This window comes from Cupriavidus campinensis (assembly GCF_905397395.1).
GTDB classification, from domain to species: Bacteria; Pseudomonadota; Gammaproteobacteria; order Burkholderiales; family Burkholderiaceae; genus Cupriavidus; species Cupriavidus campinensis.
In genome coordinates this window covers 283453-310142 of sequence record NZ_CAJPVH010000001.1, presented here as the reverse complement: position 1 = coordinate 310142, position 26690 = coordinate 283453, and the positions used below count along the sequence as shown (strand labels likewise).

At 65.0% G+C, this 26690-nt stretch carries 23 protein-coding genes; 12 read left to right on the top strand and 11 right to left on the bottom strand.

The window, feature by feature from the left end:
* Positions 1-58: 58 nt before the first annotated feature.
* Positions 59-1777 carry a mechanosensitive ion channel domain-containing protein gene (locus KHO18_RS01355; protein WP_144198249.1) on the top strand — a complete coding sequence of 573 codons (1719 nt, stop codon included), beginning with the start codon at positions 59-61 and terminating at the stop codon, positions 1775-1777.
* Between the two features lie 19 nt (positions 1778-1796).
* On the opposite strand, the gene KHO18_RS01350 is transcribed toward KHO18_RS01355, so the two are convergent.
* On the bottom strand, positions 1797-2174 hold the full coding sequence (locus KHO18_RS01350; protein ID WP_244844440.1) for an RT0821/Lpp0805 family surface protein: 378 nt from the start codon (positions 2172-2174) through the stop codon (positions 1797-1799).
* A gap of 639 nt (positions 2175-2813) precedes the next feature.
* Between KHO18_RS01350 and KHO18_RS01345 the strand changes: the two genes are divergently transcribed.
* Entirely contained in the window at positions 2814-4328 is a 1515-nt protein-coding gene (locus tag KHO18_RS01345) for a glucan biosynthesis protein G (RefSeq protein WP_211942675.1), read from the top strand.
* Complete coding sequence (gene mdoH, locus KHO18_RS01340; RefSeq protein ID WP_144198251.1) at positions 4301-6904, top strand: glucans biosynthesis glucosyltransferase MdoH; 2604 nt, start codon at positions 4301-4303, stop codon at positions 6902-6904. Before KHO18_RS01345 ends, mdoH begins: the two co-directional genes overlap by 28 nt.
* A 114-nt stretch (positions 6905-7018) precedes the next feature.
* Here the strand turns inward: mdoH and KHO18_RS01335 are convergent, their stop codons facing one another.
* Complete coding sequence (locus KHO18_RS01335; protein ID WP_144198252.1) at positions 7019-7600, bottom strand: hypothetical protein; 582 nt, start codon at positions 7598-7600, stop codon at positions 7019-7021.
* A 192-nt stretch (positions 7601-7792) separates the two neighbouring features.
* On the opposite strand from KHO18_RS01335, the gene KHO18_RS01330 reads away from it, so the two are divergent.
* Positions 7793-9010 carry a Bcr/CflA family multidrug efflux MFS transporter gene (locus KHO18_RS01330; protein ID WP_144198253.1) on the top strand — a complete coding sequence of 406 codons (1218 nt, stop codon included), beginning with the start codon at positions 7793-7795 and terminating at the stop codon, positions 9008-9010.
* On the opposite strand, the gene KHO18_RS01325 is transcribed toward KHO18_RS01330, so the two are convergent.
* On the bottom strand, positions 9011-9877 hold the full coding sequence (locus tag KHO18_RS01325) for a mechanosensitive ion channel family protein (protein ID WP_211942652.1): 867 nt from the start codon (positions 9875-9877) through the stop codon (positions 9011-9013).
* A 153-nt stretch (positions 9878-10030) separates the two neighbouring features.
* Positions 10031-11233 carry an ammonium transporter gene (locus KHO18_RS01320; protein ID WP_144198255.1) on the bottom strand — a complete coding sequence of 401 codons (1203 nt, stop codon included), beginning with the start codon at positions 11231-11233 and terminating at the stop codon, positions 10031-10033.
* 33 nt (positions 11234-11266) lie between these two features.
* Between KHO18_RS01320 and KHO18_RS01315 the strand changes: the two genes are divergently transcribed.
* From KHO18_RS01315 to KHO18_RS01300, 4 genes are all read left to right on the top strand, one after another.
* The gene (locus tag KHO18_RS01315; protein ID WP_144198256.1) at positions 11267-11578 is read left to right on the top strand and encodes a hypothetical protein; all 312 of its coding nucleotides are present in this window, start codon (positions 11267-11269) and stop codon (positions 11576-11578) included.
* A gap of 162 nt (positions 11579-11740) precedes the next feature.
* Positions 11741-12022, top strand: a complete 282-nt coding sequence (locus tag KHO18_RS01310; protein ID WP_008651272.1) for an HU family DNA-binding protein — start codon at positions 11741-11743, stop codon at positions 12020-12022.
* 148 nt (positions 12023-12170) lie between these two features.
* Positions 12171-12656: an acyl-CoA thioesterase gene (locus tag KHO18_RS01305; RefSeq protein WP_092296653.1), complete on the top strand. Its 486-nt coding sequence runs from the start codon at positions 12171-12173 to the stop codon at positions 12654-12656.
* A gap of 2 nt (positions 12657-12658) precedes the next feature.
* Complete coding sequence (locus KHO18_RS01300; protein WP_144198381.1) at positions 12659-13135, top strand: CreA family protein; 477 nt, start codon at positions 12659-12661, stop codon at positions 13133-13135.
* A gap of 15 nt (positions 13136-13150) precedes the next feature.
* Here the strand turns inward: KHO18_RS01300 and KHO18_RS01295 are convergent, their stop codons facing one another.
* The 3 genes from KHO18_RS01295 to KHO18_RS01285 all read right to left on the bottom strand — a co-directional run bounded on the left by KHO18_RS01295 (position 13151) and on the right by KHO18_RS01285 (position 16858).
* Positions 13151-14911, bottom strand: a complete 1761-nt coding sequence (locus tag KHO18_RS01295; RefSeq protein WP_211942651.1) for a class I adenylate-forming enzyme family protein — start codon at positions 14909-14911, stop codon at positions 13151-13153.
* Positions 14912-15001: 90 nt separating this feature from the next.
* Positions 15002-15766 carry an SDR family oxidoreductase gene (locus KHO18_RS01290; RefSeq protein ID WP_144198258.1) on the bottom strand — a complete coding sequence of 255 codons (765 nt, stop codon included), beginning with the start codon at positions 15764-15766 and terminating at the stop codon, positions 15002-15004.
* Positions 15767-15958: 192 nt separating this feature from the next.
* Positions 15959-16858 (bottom strand): arylamine N-acetyltransferase family protein, encoded by a 900-nt coding sequence (locus tag KHO18_RS01285; protein ID WP_211942650.1) that lies wholly within the window; start codon positions 16856-16858, stop codon positions 15959-15961.
* Between the two features lie 225 nt (positions 16859-17083).
* On the opposite strand from KHO18_RS01285, the gene KHO18_RS01280 reads away from it, so the two are divergent.
* Together KHO18_RS01280 and KHO18_RS01275 are read left to right on the top strand one after the other, a co-directional pair.
* The gene (locus tag KHO18_RS01280; RefSeq protein ID WP_211942649.1) at positions 17084-17581 is read left to right on the top strand and encodes an Mpo1 family 2-hydroxy fatty acid dioxygenase; all 498 of its coding nucleotides are present in this window, start codon (positions 17084-17086) and stop codon (positions 17579-17581) included.
* A gap of 297 nt (positions 17582-17878) precedes the next feature.
* On the top strand, positions 17879-18337 hold the full coding sequence (locus tag KHO18_RS01275; RefSeq protein ID WP_092296638.1) for an HU family DNA-binding protein: 459 nt from the start codon (positions 17879-17881) through the stop codon (positions 18335-18337).
* Positions 18338-18427: 90 nt separating this feature from the next.
* Here KHO18_RS01275 and KHO18_RS01270 read toward each other — a convergent pair whose 3' ends face one another.
* Both KHO18_RS01270 and kdgD read right to left on the bottom strand, forming a co-directional pair.
* Positions 18428-19417, bottom strand: a complete 990-nt coding sequence (locus tag KHO18_RS01270; protein WP_211942648.1) for an isopenicillin N synthase family dioxygenase — start codon at positions 19415-19417, stop codon at positions 18428-18430.
* Between the two features lie 367 nt (positions 19418-19784).
* Complete coding sequence (gene kdgD / locus KHO18_RS01265; protein ID WP_144198262.1) at positions 19785-20699, bottom strand: 5-dehydro-4-deoxyglucarate dehydratase; 915 nt, start codon at positions 20697-20699, stop codon at positions 19785-19787.
* 427 nt (positions 20700-21126) lie between these two features.
* Here kdgD and KHO18_RS01260 point away from each other — a divergent pair, with 427 nt between their 5' ends.
* Both KHO18_RS01260 and garD read left to right on the top strand, forming a co-directional pair.
* Positions 21127-22491 (top strand): MFS transporter, encoded by a 1365-nt coding sequence (locus KHO18_RS01260; protein ID WP_144198263.1) that lies wholly within the window; start codon positions 21127-21129, stop codon positions 22489-22491.
* Positions 22492-22518: 27 nt separating this feature from the next.
* Positions 22519-24114, top strand: a complete 1596-nt coding sequence (gene garD / locus KHO18_RS01255) for a galactarate dehydratase (protein ID WP_144198264.1) — start codon at positions 22519-22521, stop codon at positions 24112-24114.
* Between the two features lie 148 nt (positions 24115-24262).
* Here garD and KHO18_RS28710 read toward each other — a convergent pair whose 3' ends face one another.
* Positions 24263-25522 carry a TniQ family protein gene (locus KHO18_RS28710; protein WP_211942647.1) on the bottom strand — a complete coding sequence of 420 codons (1260 nt, stop codon included), beginning with the start codon at positions 25520-25522 and terminating at the stop codon, positions 24263-24265.
* 9 nt (positions 25523-25531) lie between these two features.
* Complete coding sequence (locus KHO18_RS01245) at positions 25532-26581, bottom strand: ATP-binding protein (protein WP_211942646.1); 1050 nt, start codon at positions 26579-26581, stop codon at positions 25532-25534.
* Positions 26582-26690 lie beyond the last annotated feature (109 nt).

Below are 26690 nucleotides of genomic sequence, written 5' to 3'. Positions count from 1 at the left end.
TCCCGTTTTCCGCTGCCACGCGTTATGCTTCGCCTCACGTCCACACGAAGGGGCAGGCATGGCGCACGCATGGCGGCAGGTGGCATGGTTCTGGCTGGCGACCATTGGACTGGTCGGCATCTTCTGTGGATGGGGGCACGCGGCGTCGGCGCCTGCCGCGCCATCCTCTCCTCCGGCGGCCGCCACGGCCGCTGCCCAATCCACGCCTGTGGAACTGCGGCTGATGAACCGCCCCGTTGCCACGCTGCGCGGCACCCTGGGCGGGGCGGGCCCCGCCACCCGCGCTGAGCGGGCCGAAGCCACGTTCGACAGCTTGAGCGAGTCGGAACTGGGGCTGCCGCTGAGCCAGTTGAGCGGTACGCTCGGCGATGTCAGCGGCGTGGCCTTCCGCCTTGGGGACCGGGTGCTGTTCGCCCTGGTCGAGGGCGATCTCGATCCCACCGATGGCCTGACGATGGAAGCGGCTGCCGCCCAGACGCGCGCGCGGCTCCAGGCCGTCATCGACGCCCGCCGGGCCCAGCTCTACTGGCCGAATCTGTTGCGCGGTGCCTTGTTCTCGCTGGGCAGCCTGGCGCTGCTGGTCGGACTGATCTGGGGCATCGGCCGCGCCCGCAGCCGCATGCGCGCCGCCCTGCAACGGGCGCTGGACGTTCACCTGCAACAGCGCAGCGGTAGCCAGTTCGACTGGACCGGCGCCGTCTACCAGCTTGTCAGCCGCATCGTCCAGATCCTGGCGGTGGGCTCGGTCATCGCGCTGGGTTTCCTCTGGCTCCAGTTCGCGCTCGAGCAGTTTCCGCTGACCGAACCGCTCGGCGACCGCATGGGCGCCTTTATCCTTGGCCTGCTGCGGCAGATCGGCGTGTCGATTGTGGAGTCGATCCCGGGGCTGGTCACGGTGGTGGTCATCCTGCTGATCACGCGCGCGGTCCAGCGGCTGGTCGGCAATATCTTCGTCGCGGTGCAGAAGGGCCAGATCACGGTGCCGGGCATGCACCCGGAAACGGCCAGCGCCACGCGGCGTCTGGCCAGCGTGCTGGTCTGGGCGCTCGGGTTCACCTTCGCCTATCCCTATATCCCCGGCTCCCAGAGCGATGTGTTCAAGGGCCTGTCCGTGCTGATCGGCTTCATGGTCACGCTGGGCTCGGCCAACATCGTCAACCAGATCATGAGTGGGATGGTGGTGATTTATTCGCGCGCGCTGCGCCGGGGGGACATGGTCAGTATTGGCGATACGGTGGGCACGGTGGTGGGGCTGGACGCGCTGTCGGTCAAGGTGGTCAACCTGCGCAACGAGGAGGTGACGCTGCCGAACGCCGTGGTGGTGGGCAGCGCCATCCACAACTTCTCGCGCCATGGCGCCACGCGCGCCCCCGACAGTGGCGAGCAGAGCGCGATGGTGTCCACCTCGGTCACCATCGGCTATGACACGCCGTGGCGGCAGGTCCATGCGATGCTGCTCGAGGCCGCCGCCCATGCCACCCACGTGGTGGCGGCGCCCACGCCGTTCGTGCTACAGCGCGGGCTATCGGATTTCTACGTCGAATATGAGCTGTTCACGGCGATCGACAACCCGCGCAATCGCTTCTTTGCGCTGTCGGCGCTGCACGCGGCCATCCAGGATGTATTCAATACCCACGGCGTGCAGATCATGTCGCCCCATTTCATCGACCAGCCGGGCCAGAGCGTGGTGGTGCCGCAGGCCCGATGGTTCGAGGCGCCGGGCAATGCCGGGGTGGACCCGGCCGCGCACCCGCGTCGCCGGGGCACGCAGCCCTGAGGCCGGCTTCGGTTGGGGCTTACTGCGCCACGTGGCGGGCCTTCCAGGCGCCGTTGGACTGCTTGCAGAACCAGCCCGACCACGCTTCGGTGGCGCTGCCGCGCTGCAGTTCGGACTTCAGGCGCCGGCACTTCTGGCCCTTGTCCTCCTTGGTGGCGACGGGGGTGATGGTGCCGAGAATGGCGGCGCGCTTGCCGGCGCCCGGGTAGTTCCAGGTCACGGCTTCGTTGTCGGGGCCACCGTCGAGGATCTTGCGCACCGTCTGTTGCAGCGACGCGGCTTCCTTCTGGTTGAGCGTGCCGATGATGCTGCCGGACAGGTAGTTGTCGAAATAGGCGAGGGCGGGCTGGGCGGCGCCAAACAGCAGGGCGCTGCCGAGGCTGGCGGCAAGCGCCATACGGAGATGGGAACGGCGAAGGGTACCCCGGGCGTGCATGACGATTCCTCGTGAGAATGGATGACGAGGCGATTGTAAGCGCGCCCGCGCCGCTTGGGGGCATCGCGATGCTTCCCGAGCCACTTGGCGCCCCGGTGCGGCGCAGCATGGCTTGCGCCGCAGTGCGGTTTGACACCGTGCCGCCGCTGACCTAGCGTGTATTGCCATGTGTCCGCGCAGTCATCCCGCGCGGCACAGCCATGGGCCGGGCGCGGGGGCGAACCCTGCCCATATGCCGGAAACGCTTGTCTGAAGCGGCTTTGGCGCTACCGCTTGAACATTTTGTTGCAAACGTTGCCCCAACGAAACGTGACTTTTAAGTCTCGAATTGTTATGGTTTCGCATCGCAATGCAACAAATCGGTTACGGACTGGTCGATACCAATCCGGTTGATTTGAACCCGGCGCCTGGTCCGTCTCTTGCTCTGGAGACCTGCGACCGACAGCCGGGCGCACGCTAAACCGTCTGTTGAACACTTTCGATCCGCGCCGGCATGGCGGGTCGCCATCCATCCATTTTCCGGCCTTCATGACCGCAACCATCTCGCCGTTCCGCCCCATCCAAGCCCCGACCGATGCGCCCGTGCGCCGCTTACCCGGGATGCTAGGTGGGCTGGGACGCTGGCTGGGGGGCGGGCTGCTGGCCGTGGCGGCGCTGTCCGCACACGCGTTCGACTTCGAGACCGTGGCCGCCAAGGCCCGCCAGCTCTCGGGCGCGCCCTACAAGCCGGCGCCGCAGAACCTGCCGGCCGAGCTGAAGGATCTGAGCTACGAGCGCTATCGCGAGATCGAATACAAGCCGGAGCGCTTCGCCTGGCGCGGTGCGCGCCTGCCGTTCGAGATTTCCTTCTATCACGAGGGCATGGTGTTCGATCAGCCCGTGCGTATCAACGAGGTGGTGGGCAACAGCGTGCGCGAGTTCCGCTTCGATCCGGGCGCGTTCAACTACGGCTCGCACAAGGTGGATGCGGCCAAGCTCAAGGGACTCGGCTTTGCGGGCTTCCGCCTGCTGTACCCGCTGAACCAGGGCAAGCGCAAGGATGAACTGGCCTCGTTCCTGGGCGCCAGCTACTTCCGCGCGCTGGGCAAGGACCAGTGGTACGGCCTGTCGGCCCGCGGGCTGGCGGTGGACACCGCGCTCAATTCGGGCGAGGAGTTCCCGCGCTTCGTCGAATACTGGATCGAGCGGCCGTCCGCCAACGACAAGCAGGTGACGATCTACGCGCTGATGGATTCGCGGCGCATGAGCGGGGCGTACCGCTTCGTGATCAAGCCGGGCAACGAGACGGTGATGGAAGTGAAGTCGCGTCTGTTCCTGCGTGAGAACGTGACCAAGCTCGGCCTGGCCCCACTGACCAGCATGTACCTGTACGGCGAGAACCAGCCGTCCACGGCGGCGGACTTCCGCCCCGAGGTGCACGACTCGGACGGCCTGTCCGTGCAGCTGGGCACCGGGGAGTGGGTCTGGCGTCCGCTGGTCAATCCCAAGCGGCTGCTGGTGACGTCGTTCGCGGCCACCAACCCGCAGGGTTACGGCCTGATGCAGCGCGACCGCAGCTTCGACAATTACCAGGAGTTGGGCGCGTGGTACGAGCGCCGCCCGAGCGGCTGGGTGGAGCCCAAGGGCAACTGGGGCTCGGGCCGGGTGGAGCTGGTGCAGATTCCGACCCCGGACGAGACCAACGACAACATCGTGGCCTTCTGGGTGCCGGACAACCCGCCCAAGCCCAAGCAGGCTTTCGACTATGAATATCGCCTGAAATGGCAGAAGGATGGCGAGAACCTGCCGCCGCTGTCGTGGGTCACGCAGACCCGGCGCGGCCAGGGGCTGACCCGCAAGCAGGACGACACGAGTTTCTCGCTGACCGTGGATTTCGAAGGCCCGGCCTTCAAGAAGCTGGCCGAGGATGCGCGGCTGGACCCCGTGATCTCGGCAGACGCCAATGGCGAACTGCTGAAGACCGCGGTCCGCCGCAACGAAGCCACGGGCGGCTGGCGCATGACGCTGTTCATGCGCCGCAAGGACGAGACAAAGCCGGTTGAGTTGCGCGGCTATCTTCGCAACGGCAATACAACCCTATCCGAGACATGGAGCTACATCATTCCCCCAGGCTAAAGCAGCGCCCGGCCCAGGCGGCAGCATGCGAGCGCTATGTCGACCGCCTGCCTGCCTCGCCCGAGCTGCGCAGCGAACTGCTGGCCGACACCCCCATGCCGCCGGTGACCTCCGTGCCCGCCGAGGGCATCGAGGTGCCTTCCGCGATGATCGAGTTGCAGACCCGGCTGGCCCGCCGCGACCCCAAGGAGCGCGAGGGCGATGAGGCCGCCGTCACCGCCACGCCCGGCGGTCCGACCTACGCCTCGGTGCCGCGCCGCCTGACGATGGCCTACGGCAATCCGCAGGTGGATGGCGAGCCGCTGCTGCAGCGCCGCGACGACGGCACCGTGCGCGTGGATACCGGCCCGAAGCCGGAGCGCGCGTCGATGGTGCCGCGCCAGTGGCCGCCCCATGTGGTGAGCGGCTGGCTGCGCAATACCTGGCGCAAGATGACGGGCCGCCCGCCTGTGCCCGAGACCTGGGACACCCTGCACGACGGCCCTGACGCCGAGGGCAAGTGGCACCCGGCCGGCTCGCATCGCCGCTGGTTCCTGCTGGGGCTGGTGGTTGCCCAGACCACGGTGGCCACGTACTTCATGGCCAAGGTGCTGCCGTACCATGGCGCCGATCCGCTCGAAGTGGCCATCCTGGCCCTGTTCGCGATCCTGTTCTCGTGGGTGTCTGCCGGGTTCTGGACGGCGATGATGGGCTTCCTGGTGCTGGCCAAGGGCGGCGACCGCCACCTGATCTCGCGCAGCGCCGCGCCGGACGCGCCAATCGATCCATCCGCCCGCACGGCAGTCATCATGCCGATTGCCAACGAGGACGTGACACGCGTCTTCGCCGGGCTGCGGGCGACGTATGAGTCGCTCGAGCGCTCGGGCGACCTGGCCCACTTCGACTTCTTTGTCCTCTCGGACAGCGGCAACCCCGACCTGCGCACCGCCGAGCACGACGCCTGGATGGAAATCTGCCGCGCCGTGGGCGGCTTCGGTCGCATCTTCTACCGCTGGCGCCGCCACCGCGTGAAGCGCAAGACCGGCAACGTGGCCGACTTCTGCCGCCGCTGGGGCAGCAAGTACCGCTACATGATCGTGCTCGACGCCGACAGCGTGATGAGCGGCGAGTGCCTGGGCACGCTGACGCGCCTGATGGAAGCCAACCCCGGCGCCGGGATCATCCAGACCGCGCCGCTGGCCGTAGGCCGCGACACCCTCTATGCGCGGGTGCAGCAATTCTCCACCCGGGTCTACGGTCCGCTGTTCACGGCCGGCCTGCATTACTGGCAGTTGGGCGAGTCCCACTACTGGGGCCACAACGCGATCATCCGCATCAAGCCGTTCATGGAGCACTGCGCGCTGGCGCCGTTGCCGGGCAAGGGGCCGCTCTCGGGCGAGATCCTGTCGCACGACTTCGTTGAAGCCGCGCTGATGCGCCGGGCGGGGTGGGGGGTGTGGATTGCCTACGACCTGCCGGGCTCGTTCGAGGAACTGCCGCCGAACCTGCTGGACGAGGTGAAGCGCGACCGCCGCTGGTGCCAGGGCAACCTGATGAATTTCCGGCTCTGGATGAAGCAGGGTTTCCACATGGTGCACCGCGCCGTGTTCCTGACCGGCATCATGGCCTACCTGTCGGCGCCGCTCTGGTTCCTGTTCCTGCTGCTGTCCACCGCCGCGCTGGCCAAGCACGCGCTGGTACCGCCCGAGTACTTCACGCAGCCGTACCAGTTGTTCCCGACCTGGCCCGAGTGGCACCCGGAGAAGGCGCTCGCGCTGTTCTCGGCCACGGCCACGCTGCTGTTCCTGCCGAAACTGGCCAGCGTGATCCTGCTGCTCAAGGACGCGCGGCAGTACGGCGGCCCGGTGCGGCTCATCGTCAGCATGCTGCTGGAAATGCTGATGTCGGCGCTGCTGGCGCCCACGCGGATGCTGTTCCATACCAAGTTCGTGATTGCGGCGTACAGCGGCTGGGGCATTTCGTGGAAATCGCCCCCGCGCGAGGATGCCGAGACCTCCTGGGGCGAGGCGTTCCGCCGCCACGGCTGGCACACGGTGCTGGGCCTGGTCTGGGGCGCGGGCGTGTATTGGCTGAGCCCCGGCTTCATCTGGTGGCTGCTGCCGATTGTCGGTTCGCTGGCGCTCTCGATTCCGCTGTCGGTGCTGCTCTCGCGCGTGACGCTGGGCCGTGCCATGCGCCGCGCCGGGCTGTTCGTGATTCCCGAGGAAGCCAATGTGCCGCGCGAGATCGTGGAAACCCAGCAGCACGTGGAGGCGGCGCAGGACGTGCCGGGCTTCGTCGATGCCGTGGTGGACCCGGTCACCAATGCGCTGATGTGCGCCACGGCCACTGCCCGCAAGGTGCAGCCCACGCCGACGCGCCTGCAGCACGGCGCGCTGGTGCAGCATGCGCTGACGCATGGTCCGCAATCGCTGTCGGCGGCGCAGAAGCACGTGCTGCTGGGCGATCCGTTCGCACTCTCCAAGCTGCACGAACTGGTCTGGGGCTCGCCCCTGGCCGATGCAGCGTGGAAGGAGACGCGCGTGCTGATGCGCCGCGCCGCCAACGTGCTGCCGCTGCGGCCGCGCGCGGCCTGATAGACGACCTCCGGCCTGACGCAAGTCAAAACGGCAGGTCAGCCCCGGTTGGGCTGACCTGCCGTTTTTTTCGTCCTGTCGTTTTAAACCGTTGTATCGGGGGCGGGTGGGGACTTATCTCAGGGCCGACACGCAGATCGGCGCATTGATATAGACATCGCCCACGCGGCGCTCGCCGCGGTCCTTGCGGGTCATGTAGCGGAACATCATGCTGACGCCGAGCTTGGTCAGGATTTCCACGTCGCGGTTGGCGCAGATGTTACGTTGCAGCGGCGCGGCGTAGTTGACCTCGAAACTGGCCAGGTCAAGCATCGGCCCACGATAGTTGGTCAGCTCCAACTGGAACAGCACGTGCTTGCCTGGCACCGACTGGCAGCGGCGCAGGCGCGTCTCGCCATCGATCTCGATGGGCAGGGCATCGTTGAGTTGGCGGCAGGCGCGGGCCAGCACGCCGTCGGGGCGGCTGGTGTTGCGGAGCAGTTCGGGGACGCCGGCGCCGCCGGTGTTCTGGCCGGTGGCGGCACCCTTGAGCATGCGCGACAAGGCGTCGGCTTCATCCACGGGCACGGGAGCGGGTGCCGGCGCGGAAGCCGTGACCGGCGCCCTGACCGGCGCGGCCCACGCGGGCAGCAGCGGCAGGGTTGCCAAGGCAACCAGGCTCAGCGAAACAATGATCGGCGTTTGTCGTATGGTCATGCGGGCTAGCGTTGCCGGGGACGGCTCCCGTGACCCGTCTCCCGCTGTGCGTCCGACTACGCGGTCGGCGCAACATCGGTGCCGACAGGCAGGCATTGTACCCTCCACCCCCGTGCATGCGAAAGCCACGCCACACCGAAAGCACGCTTTGTAACCTGTGCAACAATTGCGCCTTGTCTTCGGAACCGTTTCATGACTGCCACCCCGCGCGCGCCCACGTCTTCCACCCGCTTTCCCCTCTGGTTGTTGATCTGTGCCTCGCTGACCGCGCTGGCGCCGCTGTCGATCGACATGTATCTGCCGAGCTTTCCGGCGCTCGCGGCAGACCTCCACACCGAGATCGGGCAGGTGCAGCTGACGCTGGGCACCTTCCTGGTCGGGCTGGCGATCGGGCAGGCGTTCTATGGTCCGATCAGCGACCGCTACGGCCGCAAGGCGCCCCTCTATATAGGACTGACGCTGTACGGCGCCGCCGCCGCCGGCTGCGCACTGGCCGGCAGCGTGGAGTCGCTGATGCTGTGGCGCTTCCTGGAGGCGCTGGGCGGCTGCACGGGCCTCGTGGTGTCGCGCGCCGTGATCCGGGACCGGCTCGAGGCCAAGGAATCGGCGCGGGCGTTCTCGTCCCTGATGCTGGTGATGGGCCTGGCGCCGATCCTCGCGCCGCTGATCGGCGGGGCCATCCTGTCCGCCCTGGGCTGGCGCGCGATCTTCTGGGTCCATTGTGGCGCGGCGGTGCTGATCCTTTGGTTCGTTCACGCACGGATGGAGGAGTCGCTCGATCCGGCGCACCGGCGCACGCTGCACCCGGGCACCGTCCTGCGCAACTACTGGGAGTTGCTGCGCGACCGCGAATTCCTGGGCTACTCGCTCACGGCGGGCTGCGTGCAGGCGGGCATGTTCGCCTATATCGCCGGGTCGCCGTTCGTGCTGATCGAGTTGCATGGCATCGACCCCTCGCACTATGGGTTCGTGTTCGGGGCGAACGCGTTCGGGCTGATCGCGATGTCCCAGATCAACGCGCGGCTGGTGCGCGCGCGCTCGCTCGACGCCGTGCTGGGCATGGCCCTGTACGCGCCGCTGCTGGCTGGCCTGATGCTGGCCGTCGCGGCGCTGGCGGGCATGGCCGTGCTGCCGGTGCTGCTGGTGGGCTTCTTCGTCTTTCTGGCGGGAATGGGGTGCATCACGCCGAATGCGTCGGCGCTGGCGCTGGCGCACCAGAGCCATCGCGCGGGGACGGCGTCCGCGCTGATGGGCACGCTCCAGTTCGGCTTCGGCACGCTGGCCGGCGCTGCCGTCAGCCTGTGGCACGACGGCACCGCGCTCCCGCTTGCCGTGGTGATGGCCCTCTGCGGCTGCAGCGCGGTCCTGATGCGGCGTTACGGGCGGGTTGGCGCGGGCGTGCCCGCCTGATCAGGCGGCCTGGTTGGCCGGCGCCGCCGGCGCAATCGGCATGGCCGGGGCAGGTTGCATGACCACCATCTGCGCCGGCATCGGGGCGGCAAAGCCAGCCTGGCCAAAGCTCTCCCGAATCACACGGTTGGTATCGAAATAGACCTGCCAGTAATGATCGTTATGGCAGTGCGGCCGCACGGCGAGCACCGGGCCGACCAGCGTGAACTCGAGGATTTCCACGTCCACCGGCGGTTCGGCCAGGACGTTGGGAATCGTGCCGATGCGCTCCTTGAGCAGCGCCACCGCGGCGGCTGCGTCGGTCGAGCCCGCCAGTTGCGCCTTCAGTTCCACGCGCCGGTAGGCATTGGCGGTGAAATTCTGGATGGTGTCCGAGAAGATCTTGTTGTTGCCGACCACGGTCAGCACGTTGTCCGGCGTGTCCAGGGTGGTGGCAAACAGGCCGATCTCCCTGACCGTGCCGGTCACGCCGCCGATGGTCACGAAATCGCCCACCTTGAACGGACGCAGCACCACAAGGAAGGCGCCGGCGGCGAAATTCGACATCAGCCCCGACCACGCCATGCCGATGGCCACGCCCGCCGCCGCAATCAGCGCCGCGAAGGTGGTGGTCTGAATGCCGAAGTAACCAAGGATGCCGATCACCAGCACCACGTTGAGGGTGACGGTGACGATGGAACCGACGTAGCGCAGCAGCGTGGGGTCCACCTTCTGCCTGCCCAGCGAGTTCTGCACCAGCCGGACCACGAAATGGATCAGCCAGCGGCCGATGACCCAGAAGGCCAGCGCGGCCAGGATCTTGACGCCGAACACGGTGGCGTAACCGATGATCAGCTCGCGAATGCTCTGCAACGAAGAGGTATCCATGGGGCATGCTCCTGTTAGGCAAGGGCATTATTGGCCTCGTCGCGGGCAAGTTCAAGTTAATAATTTCGCGAAAATCCGCCGTTCGATCTGCGTAAATAGCAAAGCGGCCGGAACGCTGTCCGGCCGCTTTCGCGCAATCCCCATCAGGGCGGATTACCAGTTGGTCTCGCGCTCCGGGGTGGCCGAAATGCGGTGCAGGGTGAGGTCAGCGCCATTGAACTCGGCTTCGGCATCGAGCCGTATTCCGACGAATTTCTTCAGTGCACCGTAGACCACCGTACCGCCCACCAGCGCGATGGCGATGCCAAGCGCCGTGCCGATCAGCTGCGCGCCGAGCGAGACCCCGCCCATGCCGCCAAGCGCATGGCTGCCGAAGATGCCCGCCGCGATGCCGCCCCAGGCGCCGCACAGGCCGTGCAGCGGCCAGACGCCCAGCACGTCATCGATATGCCATTTGTTCTGGGCCAGCGTAAACAGGTAGACGAACAGCACGCCGGCCACGGCGCCGGTGATCAGCGCGCCGAGCGGATGCATCAGGTCCGAGCCGGCGCACACGGCCACCAGCCCGGCCAGCGGGCCGTTGTAGGCGAAGCCGGGATCGTTGCGGCCAGCCCACCACGCCGCCAGCGTGCCGCCGGCCATGGCCATCAGCGAGTTGATGGCCACCAGGCCGCTGATCTTGTCCACGGTCTGGGCGCTCATCACATTGAAGCCGAACCAGCCCACCGCCAGCACCCAGGCGCCTAGCGCCAGGAAGGGGATGTTCGAGGGCGGATGCGCGCTGATGCGGCCGTCCTTCGCGTACCGGCCGCGCCGGGCGCCGAGCAGCAGCACAGCGGGCAGGGCGATCCAGCCGCCCACCGCGTGGACGACTACCGAGCCCGCGAAATCGTGGAACGGTGAGCCCGCCACCGAGGCGATCCAGTCCTGGATGCCGAAGCGGTTGTTCCAGGCGATGCCTTCGAAGAACGGGTAGACAAAGCCGACCAGAATGAACGTGGCGACCAGTTGCGGGTTGAATCGGGAGCGCTCGGCAATGCCGCCCGAAATAATCGCCGGAATCGCTGCGGCAAATGTGGCGAGGAAGAAGAACTTGACCAGTTCATATCCGCTCTTTTGTGCCAGGACTTCCGCACCGGACATGAATTGCACCCCGTACGCCACCGTATAACCGACAAAAAAGTAAGCAATCGTGGAAACAGCAAAATCAACAAGGATTTTCACCAGTGCATTCACCTGGTTTTTCTTGCGCACCGTGCCGAGTTCCAGGAACGCAAATCCCGCATGCATGGCCAGTACCAGGATGGCACCGAGCAGGATGAACATCGCATCGGCGCCCGTTTTCCAGTTTTCCATTGCTACCTCAATGCTCAAAATGGGAGCACGAGTATGCAAAATCCGTTCCAGATTGCGATGCAAAATGGGGAAAATAGCGCCGAGGCGGTGCGCGGCGCACTGACGTGGCGTTTGCGGGTGAGTTGTCAGGTCAACTATTGCGCGAATGGCGCGGGCCCCGGGTCGAGTCCCGCCTCATTATGGATCGTCATGCGCCAAAATCGGGCGTCGCGGCCGGCGGGCGCGGCCCAGAATGGTGCGCTGCTGGCAAGCGCAGGCCGCGGAGGCACGGGTTCTCAGGTGTGCGCCGTACGATACGTGCCGGGCCTGAAAAGTGACGATTCCATTCAGGGAAAAGAGGGGTAAAACCCCCGCTAAGTCTTGCCAGAGAAGGATTTCCGGCCGTTTTCGTTGCTTCGGTGCCACTGGGGATTGCCCAAGGCGCAAAGGGCAGATTAGACTGCGCCGATCGGTAATTTGCCGGCAGGCAGATGTCCGGTGACGACGACCAACAAGGGAAATCTAGCCATGAATAAAGGTGAACTGGTATCGGCCATCGCCGCGGAAGCAGAACTCAGCAACGCCGCCGCCGAGCGCGCGCTGAACGCCGCGCTGGACAGTATCAAAAAGGCAGTGGCCAAGGGGGACTCGGTCACCCTGGTGGGGTTTGGTAGCTTCAGCTCGGGCAAGCGTGCTGCCCGTACCGGCCGCAATCCGCGCACCGGCGAAACGATCAAGATCCCGGCCGCCAAGACGGTGAAGTTCTCCGCCGGCCAGGGTTTCAAGGACGCCGTGAACAAGAAGAAGTAAGCAAGTTCGCGTTCTTGAAAGCATGGAAAGCGGCCTTCGGGGCCGCTTTTCTTTTTGGGCCTGGCATCCACGCGCGGATTTGCGCCATGGGCACGCCGCGTCGGGTTACACTGCCCGCGCCTCAGGCTCGATTTCTGGATTTTCTGCGATGAACGATCTGTCCCACCAGCTTTCCATGACCGTGCTGATGACGCCGGACATGGCCAACTTCTCCGGCAACGTGCACGGGGGCACCATCCTGAAGTACCTGGACATGGTGGCCTACGCCTGCGCCAGCCGCTACGCCGGCCGCTACGTGGTCACGCTGTCGGTGGATCAGGTGATGTTCCGCCAGCCGATTCACGTGGGCGAACTCGTCACCTTCCTGTCCGCCGTGAACTACACCGGCCGCAGCTCGATGGAAATCGGCATCAAGGTGGTGACTGAGAATATTCGTAGCAAGGTGGTCCGGCATACCAATAGCTGCTATTTCACGATGGTGGCCGTGGACGACAACGGTGCGCCGGCCGAGGTGCCGCCGCTGCAACCGCGCGACGAGGTGGAGCGCCAGCGCTTTGCCGCCGCGCAGCAGCGCCGCGCGCTGCGCCAGGAAATGGAGCGCCGGCACGACGAGATCAAGGGATCGGCGGACTGATGATGGCGAAATTCCGCATCGGGATGGTGGCCGCCGCCGGCCTGTGCGCGCTCTCCGGCGCCACGCAGGCCGAAGAAATCGGCAGCGTCAGCACGAATTTCCGCGTCACCGGCTCCGACAAGGTGGTGATCGAAGCCTACGACGATCCGCAGGTGGACGGCATCACCTGCTACGTCTCGCGGGCGCGCACGGGCGGCATCAAGGGCTCGCTGGGCATGGCCGAAGACCCGCCCGAAGCGTCGATCGCCTGCCGCCAGGTGGGCCCCATCAGCTTCAAGGGCCCGGTCAAGGCGCAGGAAGACGTGTTTTCCGAGCGGATGTCGATCCTGTTCAAGACCCTGCACGTGGTGCGCGCGGTAGACCGCAAGCGCAACACGCTGGTCTACCTGACCTATTCCGACCGCATCGTCAGCGGCAGTCCGCAGAACGCAGTGACGGCGGTGCCGGTGCCGGCGGGGACACCGATCCCGGTCAAGTAAGCCTGGGGGGCCACGTCAGGCTTCAAACAGCTTGCGCAGGTTGGATTTCAGAATCTTCCCATTGGGATTGCGCGGCAGCATCTCCCCGCTGACGATAATCCGCACCGGCACCTTGAACGCCGCCAGTTGCTGGCGCACGAAGTCCTGCAATTCCGGCTCCGTGGCCTGCATGCCCGGCTTCAGGCTTACCACCGCGCCGGGCTCCTCGCCCAGCGTGCGGTGCGGAATGCCGACCAGCGCCGCGTCCATGACGGCCGGGTGCGCATACAGCGCGCTTTCCACCTCGATGCAGTAGATGTTCTCGCCGCCGCGGATCAGCATGTCCTTCATCCGATCGACGATATAGAGGAAGCCGTCCGCATCCAGCCGGGCGATGTCGCCGGTGTGCAGCCAGCCATCGACGAAGGTCTTGGCCGTCGCCTCGGCCTTGTTCCAGTAGCCGTGTACCACGTTCGCGCCGCGCACCATCAACTCGCCGGTCTCGCCCACGGGCAGGGCGCGCCCAAAGCCGTCGTCGATCTTCATCTCGCCAATCGGCAGGGCCGGGCCGCTGCTGTCCGGCCGGAATACATATTCTTCCGCGCTGTGGCTGGTGAAGGTAGCCGAGGTCTCGGTCATGCCCCAGCCGATGCCGGGCGCCGCGTGCGGAAACACCTCCTTGATGCGCCGCACCAGCTCCGGCGAGGCCGGCGCGCCGCCGTAGTTCACGTTTTCCAGCGATGACAGATCGAAGTCGCCACGCCGGGGATGTTCGATGATCTGCCAGGCGATGGTCGGCACGCCGCCCGCCGCCGTGCAGCGTTCGCGCTCGATCAGCGCCATGGCCTGGAGCGTGTCCCAGCGATGCAGCAGCACGATCTTGCCGCCCGTCGCGAGTGCACCATTGAGCACTGACATGCAGCCGGTCACATGGAAGAACGGTACCGCCAGCAGCGCCGCCTTCTGCGGGGCGTTCGGATCGGGTTCCGGCACCGGCTCGCCGCGCCGCATCAGGTTGCGCAGCGGGCTGAACTGGGCCGCCACGGCTACCGAGGTGGCGTTGCGGTGCGAGCCCACGGCGCCCTTCGGCTTGCCGGTGGTGCCCGAGGTGTAGAAGATCGTCGCGTCCTCGTCCGGGTCCAGCGGGATGGCCGGCAGCGATTGGGAGGGCAGGCCGTTCCAGGCCGACGACGGGCCGATCACGGATTCGAGCGTGGCGATATGGGCGTCGCCGGCGACCTGCGAAAAATCGCCGCTCTCCGGCAGCCGCGACACATAGACGCGCTCCAGCGCCGGGCAGGCGGGCAGGTGCTCGAGGATGCGGCCGAGCCGCTCGCTGTCGACAATGGCAATCCGGCTGCCCGAATCGGCCAGCCCGTATTCGAGTTCGGCGCCCGTCCACCACGCATTGAGCGGCGTGACGATGGCCCCCGCCAGCAGCGCGCCGAAGAACGCCACCGGCCATTCCGGCAGGTTGCGCATGGCCACGGCCACGCGGTCACCCTTGCGCACGCCGTCCTGGATCAACTGGTGTGCCAACGCCGTGGCGGCCAGCGCGAATGCGCGGTAGCTGACGCGCTCTTCCTCATAGACGACGAAGGTCTTCTCGCCCCAGGCGGCGGCCACCAGGAACAGGTCGCGCAGCGTGGGCGGGGCGTTTTTCCAGACAGTCGTGGGAATGCCGCGGATCACGCGCGTCTCGGTTTCGAACGGCGAGCCGGGCGCCGTCAGGCGGGCGTGGGCTTCGGCGAGGGACATCACCGGCCACGCGGCGGTTTGCTGAGGATGTTGCGACATGACTGCCTCCGGGGCTGCATTGCAGGTGGACGTGCAGAAACGCGAGGGGCGGCAGGGGCCGGAGCCACCGCCGCCCGGGAGGGGTGTGGGTCAGATCGTGACGCCGCCGTCCACGACCATCGCCTGGCCGGTCATGAAGGTGCTGGCGGCCGAGGCCAGGAAGCAGGCAGCGCCGGCAATCTCGATCGGCTCGCCGATGCGGCGCAGCGGGGCGCCCTGGGTCGACTGCTTGTAACGCTCCGGATCTTCCCACAGCGCGCGCGCGAAATCGGTCTTGATCAGGCCCGGGGCGATGCAGTTCACCCGCACGTTATGCGGCCCGAACTCCACGGCCAGGTTGCGCGCGAGCTGGAAATCGGCCGCCTTGGAGACGTTGTAGACGCCAATCGTCGGGGAGCCGCGCAGGCCGCCAATCGACGACACGATGATGATCGAGCCCTCGCGGCGTTCGATCATCTGCGGCGCCACCATCTGGATCAGCCAGTGGTTGGAGATGACGTTGTTGTCCAGCACCTTGCGGAACTGGTCGTCCGTGACGCCGCTCATCGGCCCGTAGTAGGGGTTCGAGGCGGCGTTGCAGACCAGGACGTCCACCTTGCCGAAGGTGCGGTTGGTCTCGTCCACCAGGTGCTGGAGGTCTTCCTTCGACGAGATATTGGCCGGCACGGCGATGGCGGTGCCGGCGCCGTGGCGCGCGTTGATGGCGTCTACCACTTCGGCGCAGGCCTCGGCCTTGCGCGACGAAATGACCACCTTGGCGCCTTGCACGGCCATCTGCTCGGCGATGGCGCGGCCGATGCCGCGCGACGAACCGGTGATGATGGCAACCTTGCCCGACAGATCGAACAATGACATGGTGTCTCCTGAGGATCGCGGCGGTCCTGCCGTCGCTGGATATGTGAGGTGCCGGCACATTATGGGGACGCCGCCCCCCTCAGTCCACCCGCAAAACGCCACGCCGGGGGTGGTATCAGCAAACTTTCTGCGGGCAATTCACGCGATGCATGACGCGTGCCGCAGCGTGGAACGCTCTGCCCCTTATGCCCCTCATGCCTCCTTGTCGGCGGCGAGCACGCGCGGCAGGGTGGCGGCCAGCGCACCGCGCAGCGGCGCGTCCAGGGGGATGCCGAAGCGGTGGATGAGCAGGTCGATGACGGCCTCGGCGTCGTCCAGTTCCTGCTTCTGGACGCTGCCGTCGGCGGCGCGCGCGGCGAACTGGCCGTTGCGAAGCGCCAGGCGCACCCCGTCCACCACCCGCGCCACCATCAGCGTCTGTGTGAACTGGCTGTCTGGATGGGTCGACACGTACCAGTTGCGCGCCACGTAATCGATCTTCGGCTGCGGGGTCAGGTCGAAGCGGTACATCACGCGCCAGTCGTCCGCGCCGGTGCCGTCATCGGACCGGAATTCGAGGTCGTAGGCGTGGAACGCGCTGCTGGCCGACTGCGCCGCCGGCGTGGGCACCAGCCGGAACGGCTGGGCCGGGTCGATCGGCAGAGACAGCGGCAGCGCGCGGTCGGGCGTGGTGCCGCCGAAGCCGACATCGGCGAGATAGCTCTCGTGCGCCACCTCCACGCGCAGCAGCATGTGCGACAGCCCGGTGGGCGGATGGTCCGGCGGCAGCTGCCAGCGCACGCGCGCGGCCAGGGGTACCACGGCATAGCCGAGCGCCTTGAGGGCGGCGCAGAACAGGGTATTGAGCTCGAAGCAGTAGCCGCCGCGCCCTTCGGTGACGAGTTTTTCGAACACGTCCGATAGATCGATCCGTACCGGGCGGCCCGTCAGCGGATTCAGGTTCTCAAACGGGATATGGGCGAGCTGGGCCGCGATCAACACGTCCAGCGCGGGGCGGTCCGGGGTGGCCGGCGCGGTATCGAGGCCGATCCGCGCCAGCCATGCCTGCAGCTGATCGGGCGAGAGCGGGGAGATTTCATCGACGGGAAGCATGGGTATCGCTGTCTCCGTAGGGGGGGCCGGCAGCGGCCCGACGGCGGTTGGTTTGGCGAGAATGCCAGGCTGCGCCGACGGATTCCGCTTGGATTCCGCTTTGTCAGCGGTGGGGTGGACCCGGGCCGGCGCGCCCACTACTATAAGTCCACAACGCCACCGGCACCGATGCCCCACGCATGACAGGGTCATCCTCAGCCGGGCACCTCTCACAGGAGACGCCCCGTGAAAACCCTGATCGAGCATCTGTCGCACTACGCGGCCTATCACCGCGATCGCCGCAACATCGTCACCCATTTCGTCGGCATCCCGATGATCGTGCTGGCGGTGACCACGCTGCTGGCGCGGCCCGCCATGCCGCTTGGCGAGGGGGCGGCGTTCCTTACCCCCGCCATGGTCGTGTACGCGCTCTCGTGCCTGTTCTACCTGCGGCTGTCGTTCGGCTTCGGCCTCGCCATGGTGGTCATTCTGGCCGTATTCCTATGGGTTGGGGCATGGATTGCCGCGCTGCCCACGGCGGCCTGGCTTGCCTCGGGCATCGGCCTGTTCGTGGTGGGATGGATCATCCAGTTCGTCGGGCACTACTACGAAGGGCGCAAGCCGGCCTTCGTCGATGACCTCGTCGGGCTGCTGATCGGCCCGCTTTTCCTGGTGGCGGAGACCGCGTTCGCGATGGGGCTCGCCCGCGACACGCACGACGCGATGGCCGCGCACGTGCACTGATCGGGTCAGATTCCGAATCTCCGGACACACGCCGCGCACGCCAAAGTGGGGGGACGTACCCCCTCTGCGCGTGCGCAAGGCCTGCTTGCAAGGCCGTTGCTGACGCAAAGCAGCGACAAAACCCGGGGTTTTCACTGGGTTTGACGTACCTCATGTACGAAAACCCCTTGACTTGCGGTACTTTCCGCTATGATTCAGTGCGTACCGGCACCCGTGATTCGCAACGTGCCACTGCGGTGAGACGCAGCGATACGCAGCGATACGCCGGGACACATTCTTCAACTCACGTATATCGATATGGCGACCAAAGCGAAACCGACCACGAAGACTGCAACCAAGCCCGCTGCCAAGAAGGCACCGGCAACCAAGGCACCCGTGAAGGCTGCCGCCAAGAAGGCCGCTCCGGCCAAGAAGGCTGCTCCCGCCGCTGCTCCGGCCCCGAAGCCGCTGAAGGACACCTTCAACAAGTCGAGCCTGGTCGCTCACCTGGTAGCTCAGACCCAGCTGGAAGCCAAGGCCGTGAAGTCGGTGCTGGCCCATCTGGAAAACACCATCGTCAGCGCGCTGAACAAGAAGGGCGCCGGCGAATTCACGCTGCCGGGCCTGCTGAAGGTGACCGCGCAGCAAGTGCCGGCCAAGAAGAAGCGCTTTGGCAAGGACCCGTTCACGGGTGAAGAGCGTTGGTTCCCGGCCAAGCCGGCCAGCGTCAAGGTCAAGGTCCGTCCGCTGAAGAAGCTGAAGGACGCCGCGGCCTGATCGCCACGCATCTTTGGTAGTCCTGAAAACCCCACCCGCTCCGGCGCGTGGGGTTTTTTGTTGCCTGGATGCCCGGACGATGAGGGCGGATCAGTACGCCTTGAAGTTGGCCGCCACGCGCTGGCGCAGGAAATCGCCTGCCGAGATGGCCGGGTACAGCCGCGCAGGGCCCTCGATCACCGCCTCGCGGTTGGCCTGGCAGAAGAACGCCAGGCTGTAGCGCGGGCCCATGTACTCGCCCGGCGCGGGGTTGCGCACACGGTGGAAGTTGGACGGCAGGCGGTCATCGCTCCAGCGCATCAGCATGTCCCCGATATTGCACGTGATGACGTCCTCGTCCGGAGCGATGGGCGTCCACGCCTGCGCCTCCATCTCCTTGCCCGGGCAGACCTGCAGGCCGCCCTGGCCCTGGCGCTGGAACAGCAGCGTCAGGCAGTCGAAATCCGTATGGGCGCCGGCGCGCCAGAGTTCGAGCTTGTCCTGCGCCTCGGGCGGAATCGCGTAGTAGTGGAGCAGCCGCAGCGTGCTCTGGTAGTCCGGCGCGGCCGGGTCGTGGGCGCGCGTGAAGAAATCCGGATCGAAACCGAGCTTGTCGGCGAAGCAGGACAGGATCTTCATGCCCACCTCCCAGCACTGGCGCTCGAAGGCCAGCATCGTGGCCTGGAAGCCGGCCAGCTCCGCCTCGCTGGGCCACAGCGGCGCCATGTGCGGGCGGGTAATCTGGTAGGACTCCTTCTGGTCCGGCGTGCCGGTGGACGGCCGCACCTGCGCGCGGGACTCCCAGCCCGCGTTGAGGGCCTTCTGGAGCGGATACTGGCCCTTCACGGCCTCCGGCAGCGCGAAGAAGCGTTCGGTCATGGCGAAGGCTTCGCGCACGGCGGCGAGGTCGATCCCATGGTTCGCTACCTGGAAGAAGCCGACGTCCACGGCGGCATGCCAGAGTTCGTCGGCGATCTCGGCTTTGCGGCGGGGGTAGTCGGAGAGGTCGATGCGGCAGATCTCGCGCGCGCTGGTCTCGTGGCCTTGCGCACCCATGCGGGATTCGCGGGCCAGTTCGTGGAGGGAGGCGGTGCTGGTCATGATCGTTCCGGAGTCAGGAAAGGTTGGGTGCGGCCCTGCCTTTCGCGCGATGACTGCCGGGGGATCTGACCTGCGGACGATCTCTTGAGCCCCGGTGCCAGTCGCGCAAGGGCGGGGCACGGACGTCAAGAGCAATTTCCTGCCGCGCACCGGGGGTGGGCGGTTGAACGCTTCTACTCTTCGGGGGGTGAGATTGCAGGTTTCGGGCCAGGGGGATGGCGCCGATTTTGGGCCAATTGCGGGCCGATTTGCGCCGGGGTGGCGCACGCCATGCCGCAGGATGGTGCGGCGCGCCCAAAAAAACGCCGGCGCAAAGGCCGGCGTTCAGTTCTTTCCTCCCGCAGCGGGGAGGGCACCACATGACCGCTTACTGCGGTCCCAGCTTGCGGATCAGGGCGTCCAGCTTGCCCATTTCCTCTTCGTTCAGGTCCGTCAGCGGTGCGCGCACCGGGCCGGCGTCGTGGCCAACCAGCTTGGCGCCGGCCTTGACGATCGACACCGCATAGCCTTGCTTGCGATTGCGGATGTCCAGGTACGGCAGGAAGAAGTCGTCGATCAGGCGACCCACGGTAGCGTGGTCGTCCGCCGCGATGGCGCGGTAGAAGTCCATCGCCGTCTTCGGGATGAAGTTGAACACGGCCGACGAGTACACCGGCACGCCCAGCGCCTTGTAGGCAGCGGCGTACACCTCGGCGGTGGGCAGGCCGCCCAGGTAGGCCAGGCGGTCGCCGAGCTTGCGGCGCACGCGCACCATCGCCTCGATCTCACCCACGCCGTCCTTGAAGCCGATCAGGTTCGGGCAACGGTCTACCACGCGTTCCAGCAGGTCGGCGCCGATGCGCGAGTTGGCGCGGTTGTAGACGATCACGCCGCACTTGGTGGCCTTGCAGACCTCTTCAATATGGTTGGCGATGCCTTCCTCGCTGGCTTCGGTCAGGTAATGCGGCATCAGCAGGATGCCGTGCGCGCCCAGGCGCTCGGCTTCCTTGGCGTATTCGATGGCCACGCGGGTCGGGCCGCCGGCGCCGGCCAGGATGGGTACCTTGCCACGGCAGGTTTCCACCGCGGTGCGGATCACGTTCGAATAGTCCTGCTGCGTCAGCGAGAAGAACTCGCCCGTGCCGCCGGCTGCGAACAGGGCCGAGGCGCCGTACGGGGCCAGCCATTCCAGGCGTTCGATATAGGTCGATGGGCGGAAATTGCCCTGTTCGTCAAAGTCGGTCACGGGGAACGAAAGCAGGCCGTCCGAAATAATCTGCTTGAGTTCTTGCGGTGTAGTCATGTCGCTCATCCTGATCGCCACATGGCGAAAATGGTGTGGTTTGTTAATGGGGCAAGGCCCGTTCGATGACCTCGCACCCAACTGCTGAGTGGATTCGAGATAAGTCATCGTACAACTAACAACTTGACGGTGCAAGGGCTAAGGGCACGATTGAGGGAAAACCCCGGCATTTTTGCTGGCACCGGGGGCGGGCACGCGGGGGCTGGCGTCGCCTCGCCCAACCCGGCCGATCGCCCGCCAGACCGCAAGGAGATTGAAAGGGGCGGCAAGTGGCCCGATGCCCGAAAGCAGGGCGGTTCGCACCGTTCTAGGGTAAACGCGCACTGTGTCTGACGGAACCACGTCCCTATAATCGGAGTCGTACGACGACATATCACAAGCCGGTTCCACGCATCCTGCACCCGGTCCCCGGCTGTGAGGAGACCCGATGAACGCAAGCCCCACTTCCAGCGCCGCCGCCGCGACTTCCGCCGAAGGCGCGCGCCGCACCAACGTCCGCTACTGGATTCTCCTGCTTATCTTCATTGTGACCACGGTCAACTACGCCGACCGGGCCACGCTGTCGATTACCGGCCCCGCCATGCGCGAGGAGTTCGGCTTCAGCGCCGTGCAGATGGGCTATATCTTCTCCGCCTTCAGCTGGGCCTATGTGATGGCGCAGATCCCGGGCGGCTGGCTGCTCGACCGCTTCGGCGCCCGCCGCATCTACGCGGCCAGCATCTTCGTCTGGTCGTTCTTCACACTGCTGCAGGGCTGGCTGGGCGTGTTCGCCACCATCGGCTCGGCCATGACCGTGCTGTTCGCGCTGCGCTTCGCCGTGGGCCTGGCCGAATCGCCGGCTTTCCCGGCCAACGCCAAGGTCGTGGCCAGCTGGTTCCCCACCGCCGAGCGCGGCACGGCGTCGGCCATCTTCAACGCCGCGCAGTACTTTGCTGCCGTGGTCTTCACGCCGCTGATGGCCTGGGTCGTCCATAGCTGGGGCTGGCACCACGTGTATCTGTGGATGGGCCTGATGGGCATGGCGCTGGCGCTGGTATGGCTCAAGATCATGCGCAGCCCGGCCACGCACCCGGCGGTGAACCGCGCCGAACTCGCGCATATCGAGCAGGGCGGCGGGCTGATCCATATGAACGAGGGCGCCGGCCAGGGCTCCGAAAAGGCACCGGCGGGCTGGTTCTACGCCAAGCAGCTGCTTTCCAACCGCATGCTGGCCGGCGTGTACCTGGGCCAGTACTGCATCAACGTGCTGACGTACTTCTTCCTGACGTGGTTCCCGGTGTACCTGGTGCAGGCGCGCGGCATGTCGATCCTGAAGGCGGGCTTCGTGGCCTCCCTGCCGGCCATCTGCGGCTTCCTCGGCGGCGTGTTGGGCGGCGTGATCTCCGACAGCCTGCTGCGCAAGGGCTACTCGCTGACCTTCGCCCGCAAGCTGCCAATCGTGGTCGGCATGCTGCTGTCGGTGTCGATGATCGCCTGCAACTACGTAGACGCCGAGTGGCTGGTGGTCGGCATCATGGCGCTGGCCTTCTTCGGCAAGGGGATTGGCGCGCTGGGCTGGGCGGTGGTGGCCGATACGGCGCCCAAGGAGGTCATGGGCCTCGCCGGCAGCATTTTCAACACGTTTGGCAATATCGCCGGCATCGTGACGCCGATCGTGATCGGCTATATCCTCAGCGTCACGGGCTCGTTCAACGGCGCGCTGGTTTTCGTGGGCATCAACGCCCTGGTCACCGTGGTGAGCTACCTGGTGATCGTGAAGGACATCCGGCGCGTGGAACTGAAGCACGCCTGATATAGAGAGAAGACAAGGACCCCCAACATGTCTGAACAGGATTCCCCGGTGGCCGCCCAGGCCGTGGCTGCCGACCCCAAGCCGCTGTACATCCGCATCCACGCCGACGACAACGTGGCCATCATCGCCAATGACGGCGGCCTGCCCGCCGGCACGGTGTTCCCGTGCGGCCTGACGCTCGTGGAACGCGTGCCGCAGGGCCACAAGGTGGCGCTGGTGGACCTGAAGCAGGACGACGCGGTCATGCGCTATAACGTGGTGATCGGCTACGCGCTGAAAGACCTGCCGCGCGGCAGCTGGATCAACGAACGCGTGCTGCGCATGCCCGAGCCGCCGGGCCTGACCGACCTGCCGATCGGCACGCGGGTGCCGGCGCCGCTGCCGCCGCTGGAGGGCTATACCTTCGAAGGCTTCCGCAACCCGGACGGCTCGGTGGGCACCCGCAACATCCTGGCGATTACCACCACGGTGCAGTGCGTGTCCGGCGTGGTCGAGCACGCGGTGCGCCGCATCAAGGCCGAACTGCTGCCGCGCTACCCCAATGTCGACGATGTGATCGGCCTGGAGCACACCTATGGCTGCGGCGTGGCCATCGACGCCCCCGACGCCGTGGTGCCCATCCGCACGCTGCGCAACATCGCCCTGAACCCCAACTTCGGCGGCCGCGCGATGATGGTGAGCCTGGGCTGCGAGAAGCTCCAGCCGGAACGCCTGATGCCGCCCGGCACGATCCCCATCCAGACCGGCGCCGGCGAGGTGCAGGTGGGCGTGGTCTGCCTGCAGGACGACCAGCACGTGGGCTTCGGGTCGATGATCGACTCGATCATGGCCATGGCGGAATCGCACCTCGACGTGCTGAACGCGCGCCAGCGCGAGACCTGCCCGGTCTCGGAACTGGTGGTGGGCGTGCAGTGCGGCGGCAGCGACGCCTTCTCGGGCGTGACCGCCAACCCCGCCGTGGGCTACGCCACGGACCTGCTGGTGCGGGCCGGCGCCGCCGTGATGTTCTCGGAAGTGACCGAGGTGCGCGACGGCATCGCCCAGCTCACCGCACGGGCCGCCACGCCGGAAGTGGCCGAGGCCATGATCCGCGAGATGGACTGGTACGACCGCTACCTGGACCGTGGCCGCGTGGACCGCAGCGCCAACACCTCGCCCGGCAACAAGAAGGGCGGGCTGTCGAACATCGTGGAAAAGGCGATGGGGTCCATCGTCAAGTCGGGCAGCTCGGCTATCTCCGGCGTGCTGTCGCCGGGCGAGAAGCTCAAGCAGAAGGGCCTGATCTACGCCGCCACGCCCGCCAGCGACTTTATCTGCGGCACGCTGCAACTGGCCGCCGGCATGAACCTGCACGTGTTCACCACCGGCCGGGGCACACCGTACGGCCTGGCCGAGGTGCCGGTGATCAAGGTGGCCACCCGCAACGACCTGGCGCGCCGCTGGCACGACCTGATGGACGTGAACGCGGGCCGCATCGCCACCGGCGAGGCCACCATCGAGGATGTGGGCTGGGAGTTGTTCAACCTGATGCTGGACGTGGCCAGCGGCCGCAAGAAGACCTGGGCCGAGCACCACAAGCTCTACAACTCGCTCGCGCTGTTCAACCCGGCGCCGGTGACCTGAGCCGGCCTTACTCGCCGATGATCTGCTTTGTCGGCTAAACCTATTCGCTGGACGATTCGGCCTTTCCACTTTACTGTGAGAAATCCAGCGAATTACCTTACTTTTTAGGCGAAGTGAGAAAAAGCGCATCCGAACCCGTTGACGGCGCTCAGCGGTATTTTTCTCGCATCTTAAGGAAAATTTGGGCCCGCTTACCCGACCAGTGCCAGCAATGGCCAGTATGTGCTCTCACGTTGCGCAGCGTAAGAGATACTCCCTGGCGAAGCAGGTGCTCTATTATCTGACGACACTCTTCCTCTTGCCTGGCGGCGCTGAGATTGCGTTCTGCCACACGGAATGCAGCATTGGCAAGATTAAGGGCAGGAACTAGGTCGGCAGCCACGTGTTTGAGCGTTTTCGGGCAGTGATTAAGCTTGCGTGCTAAGTCCCGCAAGCTTCTCACGCCGCCAGCATCAATTGATTGCTGAATCTCTGACCTGATGGCCTTCTCCTGAGCAGGACGGTATGGTCTAGTGCGGTGGACGCTCGGGCTATCGCAACGACGGTACTCGGCTCGGCCGCGCGCAATTTGCGCTAAAGACAACTGGTTGCAAAGGCAGAAGTGTACGAGGCCGGGAAGGGAAGTGCGGGCGCCAGCTTGTCGAAACATTCTGTGAACCCCGCTTTTCTCCACATTGCATGCATCAGCAGAGCGAACTAGCCAGTTTTCTCCGAGAACAGTTGGCATAGTTTCATTGCACAACTGCAGAGCGTCGGAAGGAAAAAATATCCCTGATGTTCCTGCTGCGACTAGCTCGCCTACCAGTTCAGCGACTGCAACCTCCTGGGCACTAGCATTTATCGTGCGGGTTTTGTCACATAAGCAAAAGAGCTTGCCGCATGTCCAGCAGTTTTCCGGAAGTATTTTTCGAACCGAAGTATATATTGCGTTGTCGGGCGCTCCGCACTGGCGCTGACGTAGTCGAACTCTGTGAATCGGACAGACGGTCACTACATCGATATACCAGATAAGAGGTATCCATGGCTCCGCGCTTGCCGCGCTCGCATCGCGCAAACATTCTCTGCAATAGCGTGCGTGCTTCGCCAGCAGATGGGTCGTGGACAGAAACCCAGCGGCGAAATTTAGCGTTCCGAGCATTAGGTCGGTTCTTCCAGTTGCGCGATTTAATGCTGACGCCCAGGCTCGGGAAACATCCCCGATGGTCACCATTGCGGCGCCTCCACGGGCATACCACGATGCGGTTAAGACAGGCTCTTCATGGCCCTGGGCCATAGGAGCCAGCACGCTACTGTTGAGCTTGCGGACCGGGACACAATGTGCGGAGGCAAGCCGAAAATCATAGCTTACCAGAGACTCCGCTTGGCTTGTTCCGAAGCCTATAGGTTTCAGGTTATAAAGAGGGTGCATATCAACAAACTAACGTGCAAGCTTCTTCCCAATGGCAGCAATGCCTTCATCCGTGCAGTAGTAATTCTTGACGCCATATTTTCGTCTAAGCTCGGCTTCGCCTGTTATTATCTGCTGTCGCATCGCATCATTAAGAGTCGATGCTTTCAACGATTTTCCAAACATGTCCGAAGTCCACATTTCAGATTTGGCGCGAAGCTGATAGCCCAGGAAGTTAGAGAGAATTACCGACAACTGGCCCACTCCACCCATTGAAGAATCGGCCAAATCTTTCACGGCCGCCACAAAGTTGGGGATGCTTTTGCACGGCCAATTTGTTGCGAACTTCTCCACTGCTACTTTAAATTCCTCCATTTCAGATTCGTTATTAGTATCGTATCGAAAAAATGGAACAACCTCCGTGCGACGGATTTGTGTTGTGTAAAGCATCGAAAGTTCCAGTAGTTCATAGCTTCCAATGAAAATTAGCTTAATGTCTATCTGTTCTGCAAAAGATTTTGACGTATTCATGACGTCGCGATTGTTAAACCTAAGGAAGTAATACGCTTCATCAAAGATTATGACCTTCAGCGCCCGCTCTTTTGCCATCCGCTTTATCGATTTTCGAAGGGCGCTAAGGGTGAGTCGGCTGTTATTCGCATACCGGATAATCCCACCCGTCTCAGATGTTTCACGTATATATTCCGTTGGAACGGCGGAGGCTTCTTCCATGATGTCCCCAAACAAATTCTTCCATGCGAAGTTGTGCTTATCGTTGTTTTCGACGGCTATGTAAATGAAGGGTTTTTCAGAACCCTCACCATTTCCCCATAATTCAGTAAACGCATCGGCGAGAGCGTTCGTAGCTAGGTTTGTCTTACCGGCGCCGCTCATTCCTATTAAAAAAATGAATCGTGTATTATTGTTGCGGCGAACGCAATCCAGCACGCCTTGCAGTGCGCTGCTGAGATTTAGGTGTGAGATGTTCAACTGACTGAACCATTCCTCCCGCTTTCGTTTGCTTGCTGTGAGAATTGCGTCAAGCTCAGGGTGAATATACTGCTTGTTCCGCTTGAACATGATTTCTCCCGATAGACGCCTAGGGCGAACGAGAAAGTGAGCTCAGTCGAGCTCGCTTTGGTAGTCGCCCGTCCGTAAGGTTGATTCAAGACCGCAATGGGCGATGTGG

Bases quoted from the DNA above. Each gene is read 5' to 3' on its own strand.
- KHO18_RS01355 (WP_144198249.1), top strand. From the start codon at position 59: ATGGCGCACGCATGGCGGCAGGTGGCATGGTTCTGGCTGGCGACCATT.
- KHO18_RS01350 (WP_244844440.1), bottom strand. From the start codon at position 2,174: ATGGCGCTTGCCGCCAGCCTCGGCAGCGCCCTGCTGTTTGGCGCCGCC.
- KHO18_RS01345 (WP_211942675.1), top strand. From the start codon at position 2,814: ATGCTAGGTGGGCTGGGACGCTGGCTGGGGGGCGGGCTGCTGGCCGTG.
- mdoH (WP_144198251.1), top strand. From the start codon at position 4,301: ATGGAGCTACATCATTCCCCCAGGCTAAAGCAGCGCCCGGCCCAGGCG.
- KHO18_RS01335 (WP_144198252.1), bottom strand. From the start codon at position 7,600: ATGACCATACGACAAACGCCGATCATTGTTTCGCTGAGCCTGGTTGCC.
- KHO18_RS01330 (WP_144198253.1), top strand. From the start codon at position 7,793: ATGACTGCCACCCCGCGCGCGCCCACGTCTTCCACCCGCTTTCCCCTC.
- KHO18_RS01325 (WP_211942652.1), bottom strand. From the start codon at position 9,877: ATGGATACCTCTTCGTTGCAGAGCATTCGCGAGCTGATCATCGGTTAC.
- KHO18_RS01320 (WP_144198255.1), bottom strand. From the start codon at position 11,233: ATGGAAAACTGGAAAACGGGCGCCGATGCGATGTTCATCCTGCTCGGT.
- KHO18_RS01315 (WP_144198256.1), top strand. From the start codon at position 11,267: ATGCAAAATCCGTTCCAGATTGCGATGCAAAATGGGGAAAATAGCGCC.
- KHO18_RS01310 (WP_008651272.1), top strand. From the start codon at position 11,741: ATGAATAAAGGTGAACTGGTATCGGCCATCGCCGCGGAAGCAGAACTC.
- KHO18_RS01305 (WP_092296653.1), top strand. From the start codon at position 12,171: ATGAACGATCTGTCCCACCAGCTTTCCATGACCGTGCTGATGACGCCG.
- KHO18_RS01300 (WP_144198381.1), top strand. From the start codon at position 12,659: ATGGCGAAATTCCGCATCGGGATGGTGGCCGCCGCCGGCCTGTGCGCG.
- KHO18_RS01295 (WP_211942651.1), bottom strand. From the start codon at position 14,911: ATGTCGCAACATCCTCAGCAAACCGCCGCGTGGCCGGTGATGTCCCTC.
- KHO18_RS01290 (WP_144198258.1), bottom strand. From the start codon at position 15,766: ATGTCATTGTTCGATCTGTCGGGCAAGGTTGCCATCATCACCGGTTCG.
- KHO18_RS01285 (WP_211942650.1), bottom strand. From the start codon at position 16,858: ATGCTTCCCGTCGATGAAATCTCCCCGCTCTCGCCCGATCAGCTGCAG.
- KHO18_RS01275 (WP_092296638.1), top strand. From the start codon at position 17,879: ATGGCGACCAAAGCGAAACCGACCACGAAGACTGCAACCAAGCCCGCT.
- KHO18_RS01270 (WP_211942648.1), bottom strand. From the start codon at position 19,417: ATGACCAGCACCGCCTCCCTCCACGAACTGGCCCGCGAATCCCGCATG.
- kdgD (WP_144198262.1), bottom strand. From the start codon at position 20,699: ATGACTACACCGCAAGAACTCAAGCAGATTATTTCGGACGGCCTGCTT.
- KHO18_RS01260 (WP_144198263.1), top strand. From the start codon at position 21,127: ATGAACGCAAGCCCCACTTCCAGCGCCGCCGCCGCGACTTCCGCCGAA.
- garD (WP_144198264.1), top strand. From the start codon at position 22,519: ATGTCTGAACAGGATTCCCCGGTGGCCGCCCAGGCCGTGGCTGCCGAC.
- KHO18_RS28710 (WP_211942647.1), bottom strand. From the start codon at position 25,522: ATGCACCCTCTTTATAACCTGAAACCTATAGGCTTCGGAACAAGCCAA.
- KHO18_RS01245 (WP_211942646.1), bottom strand. From the start codon at position 26,581: ATGTTCAAGCGGAACAAGCAGTATATTCACCCTGAGCTTGACGCAATT.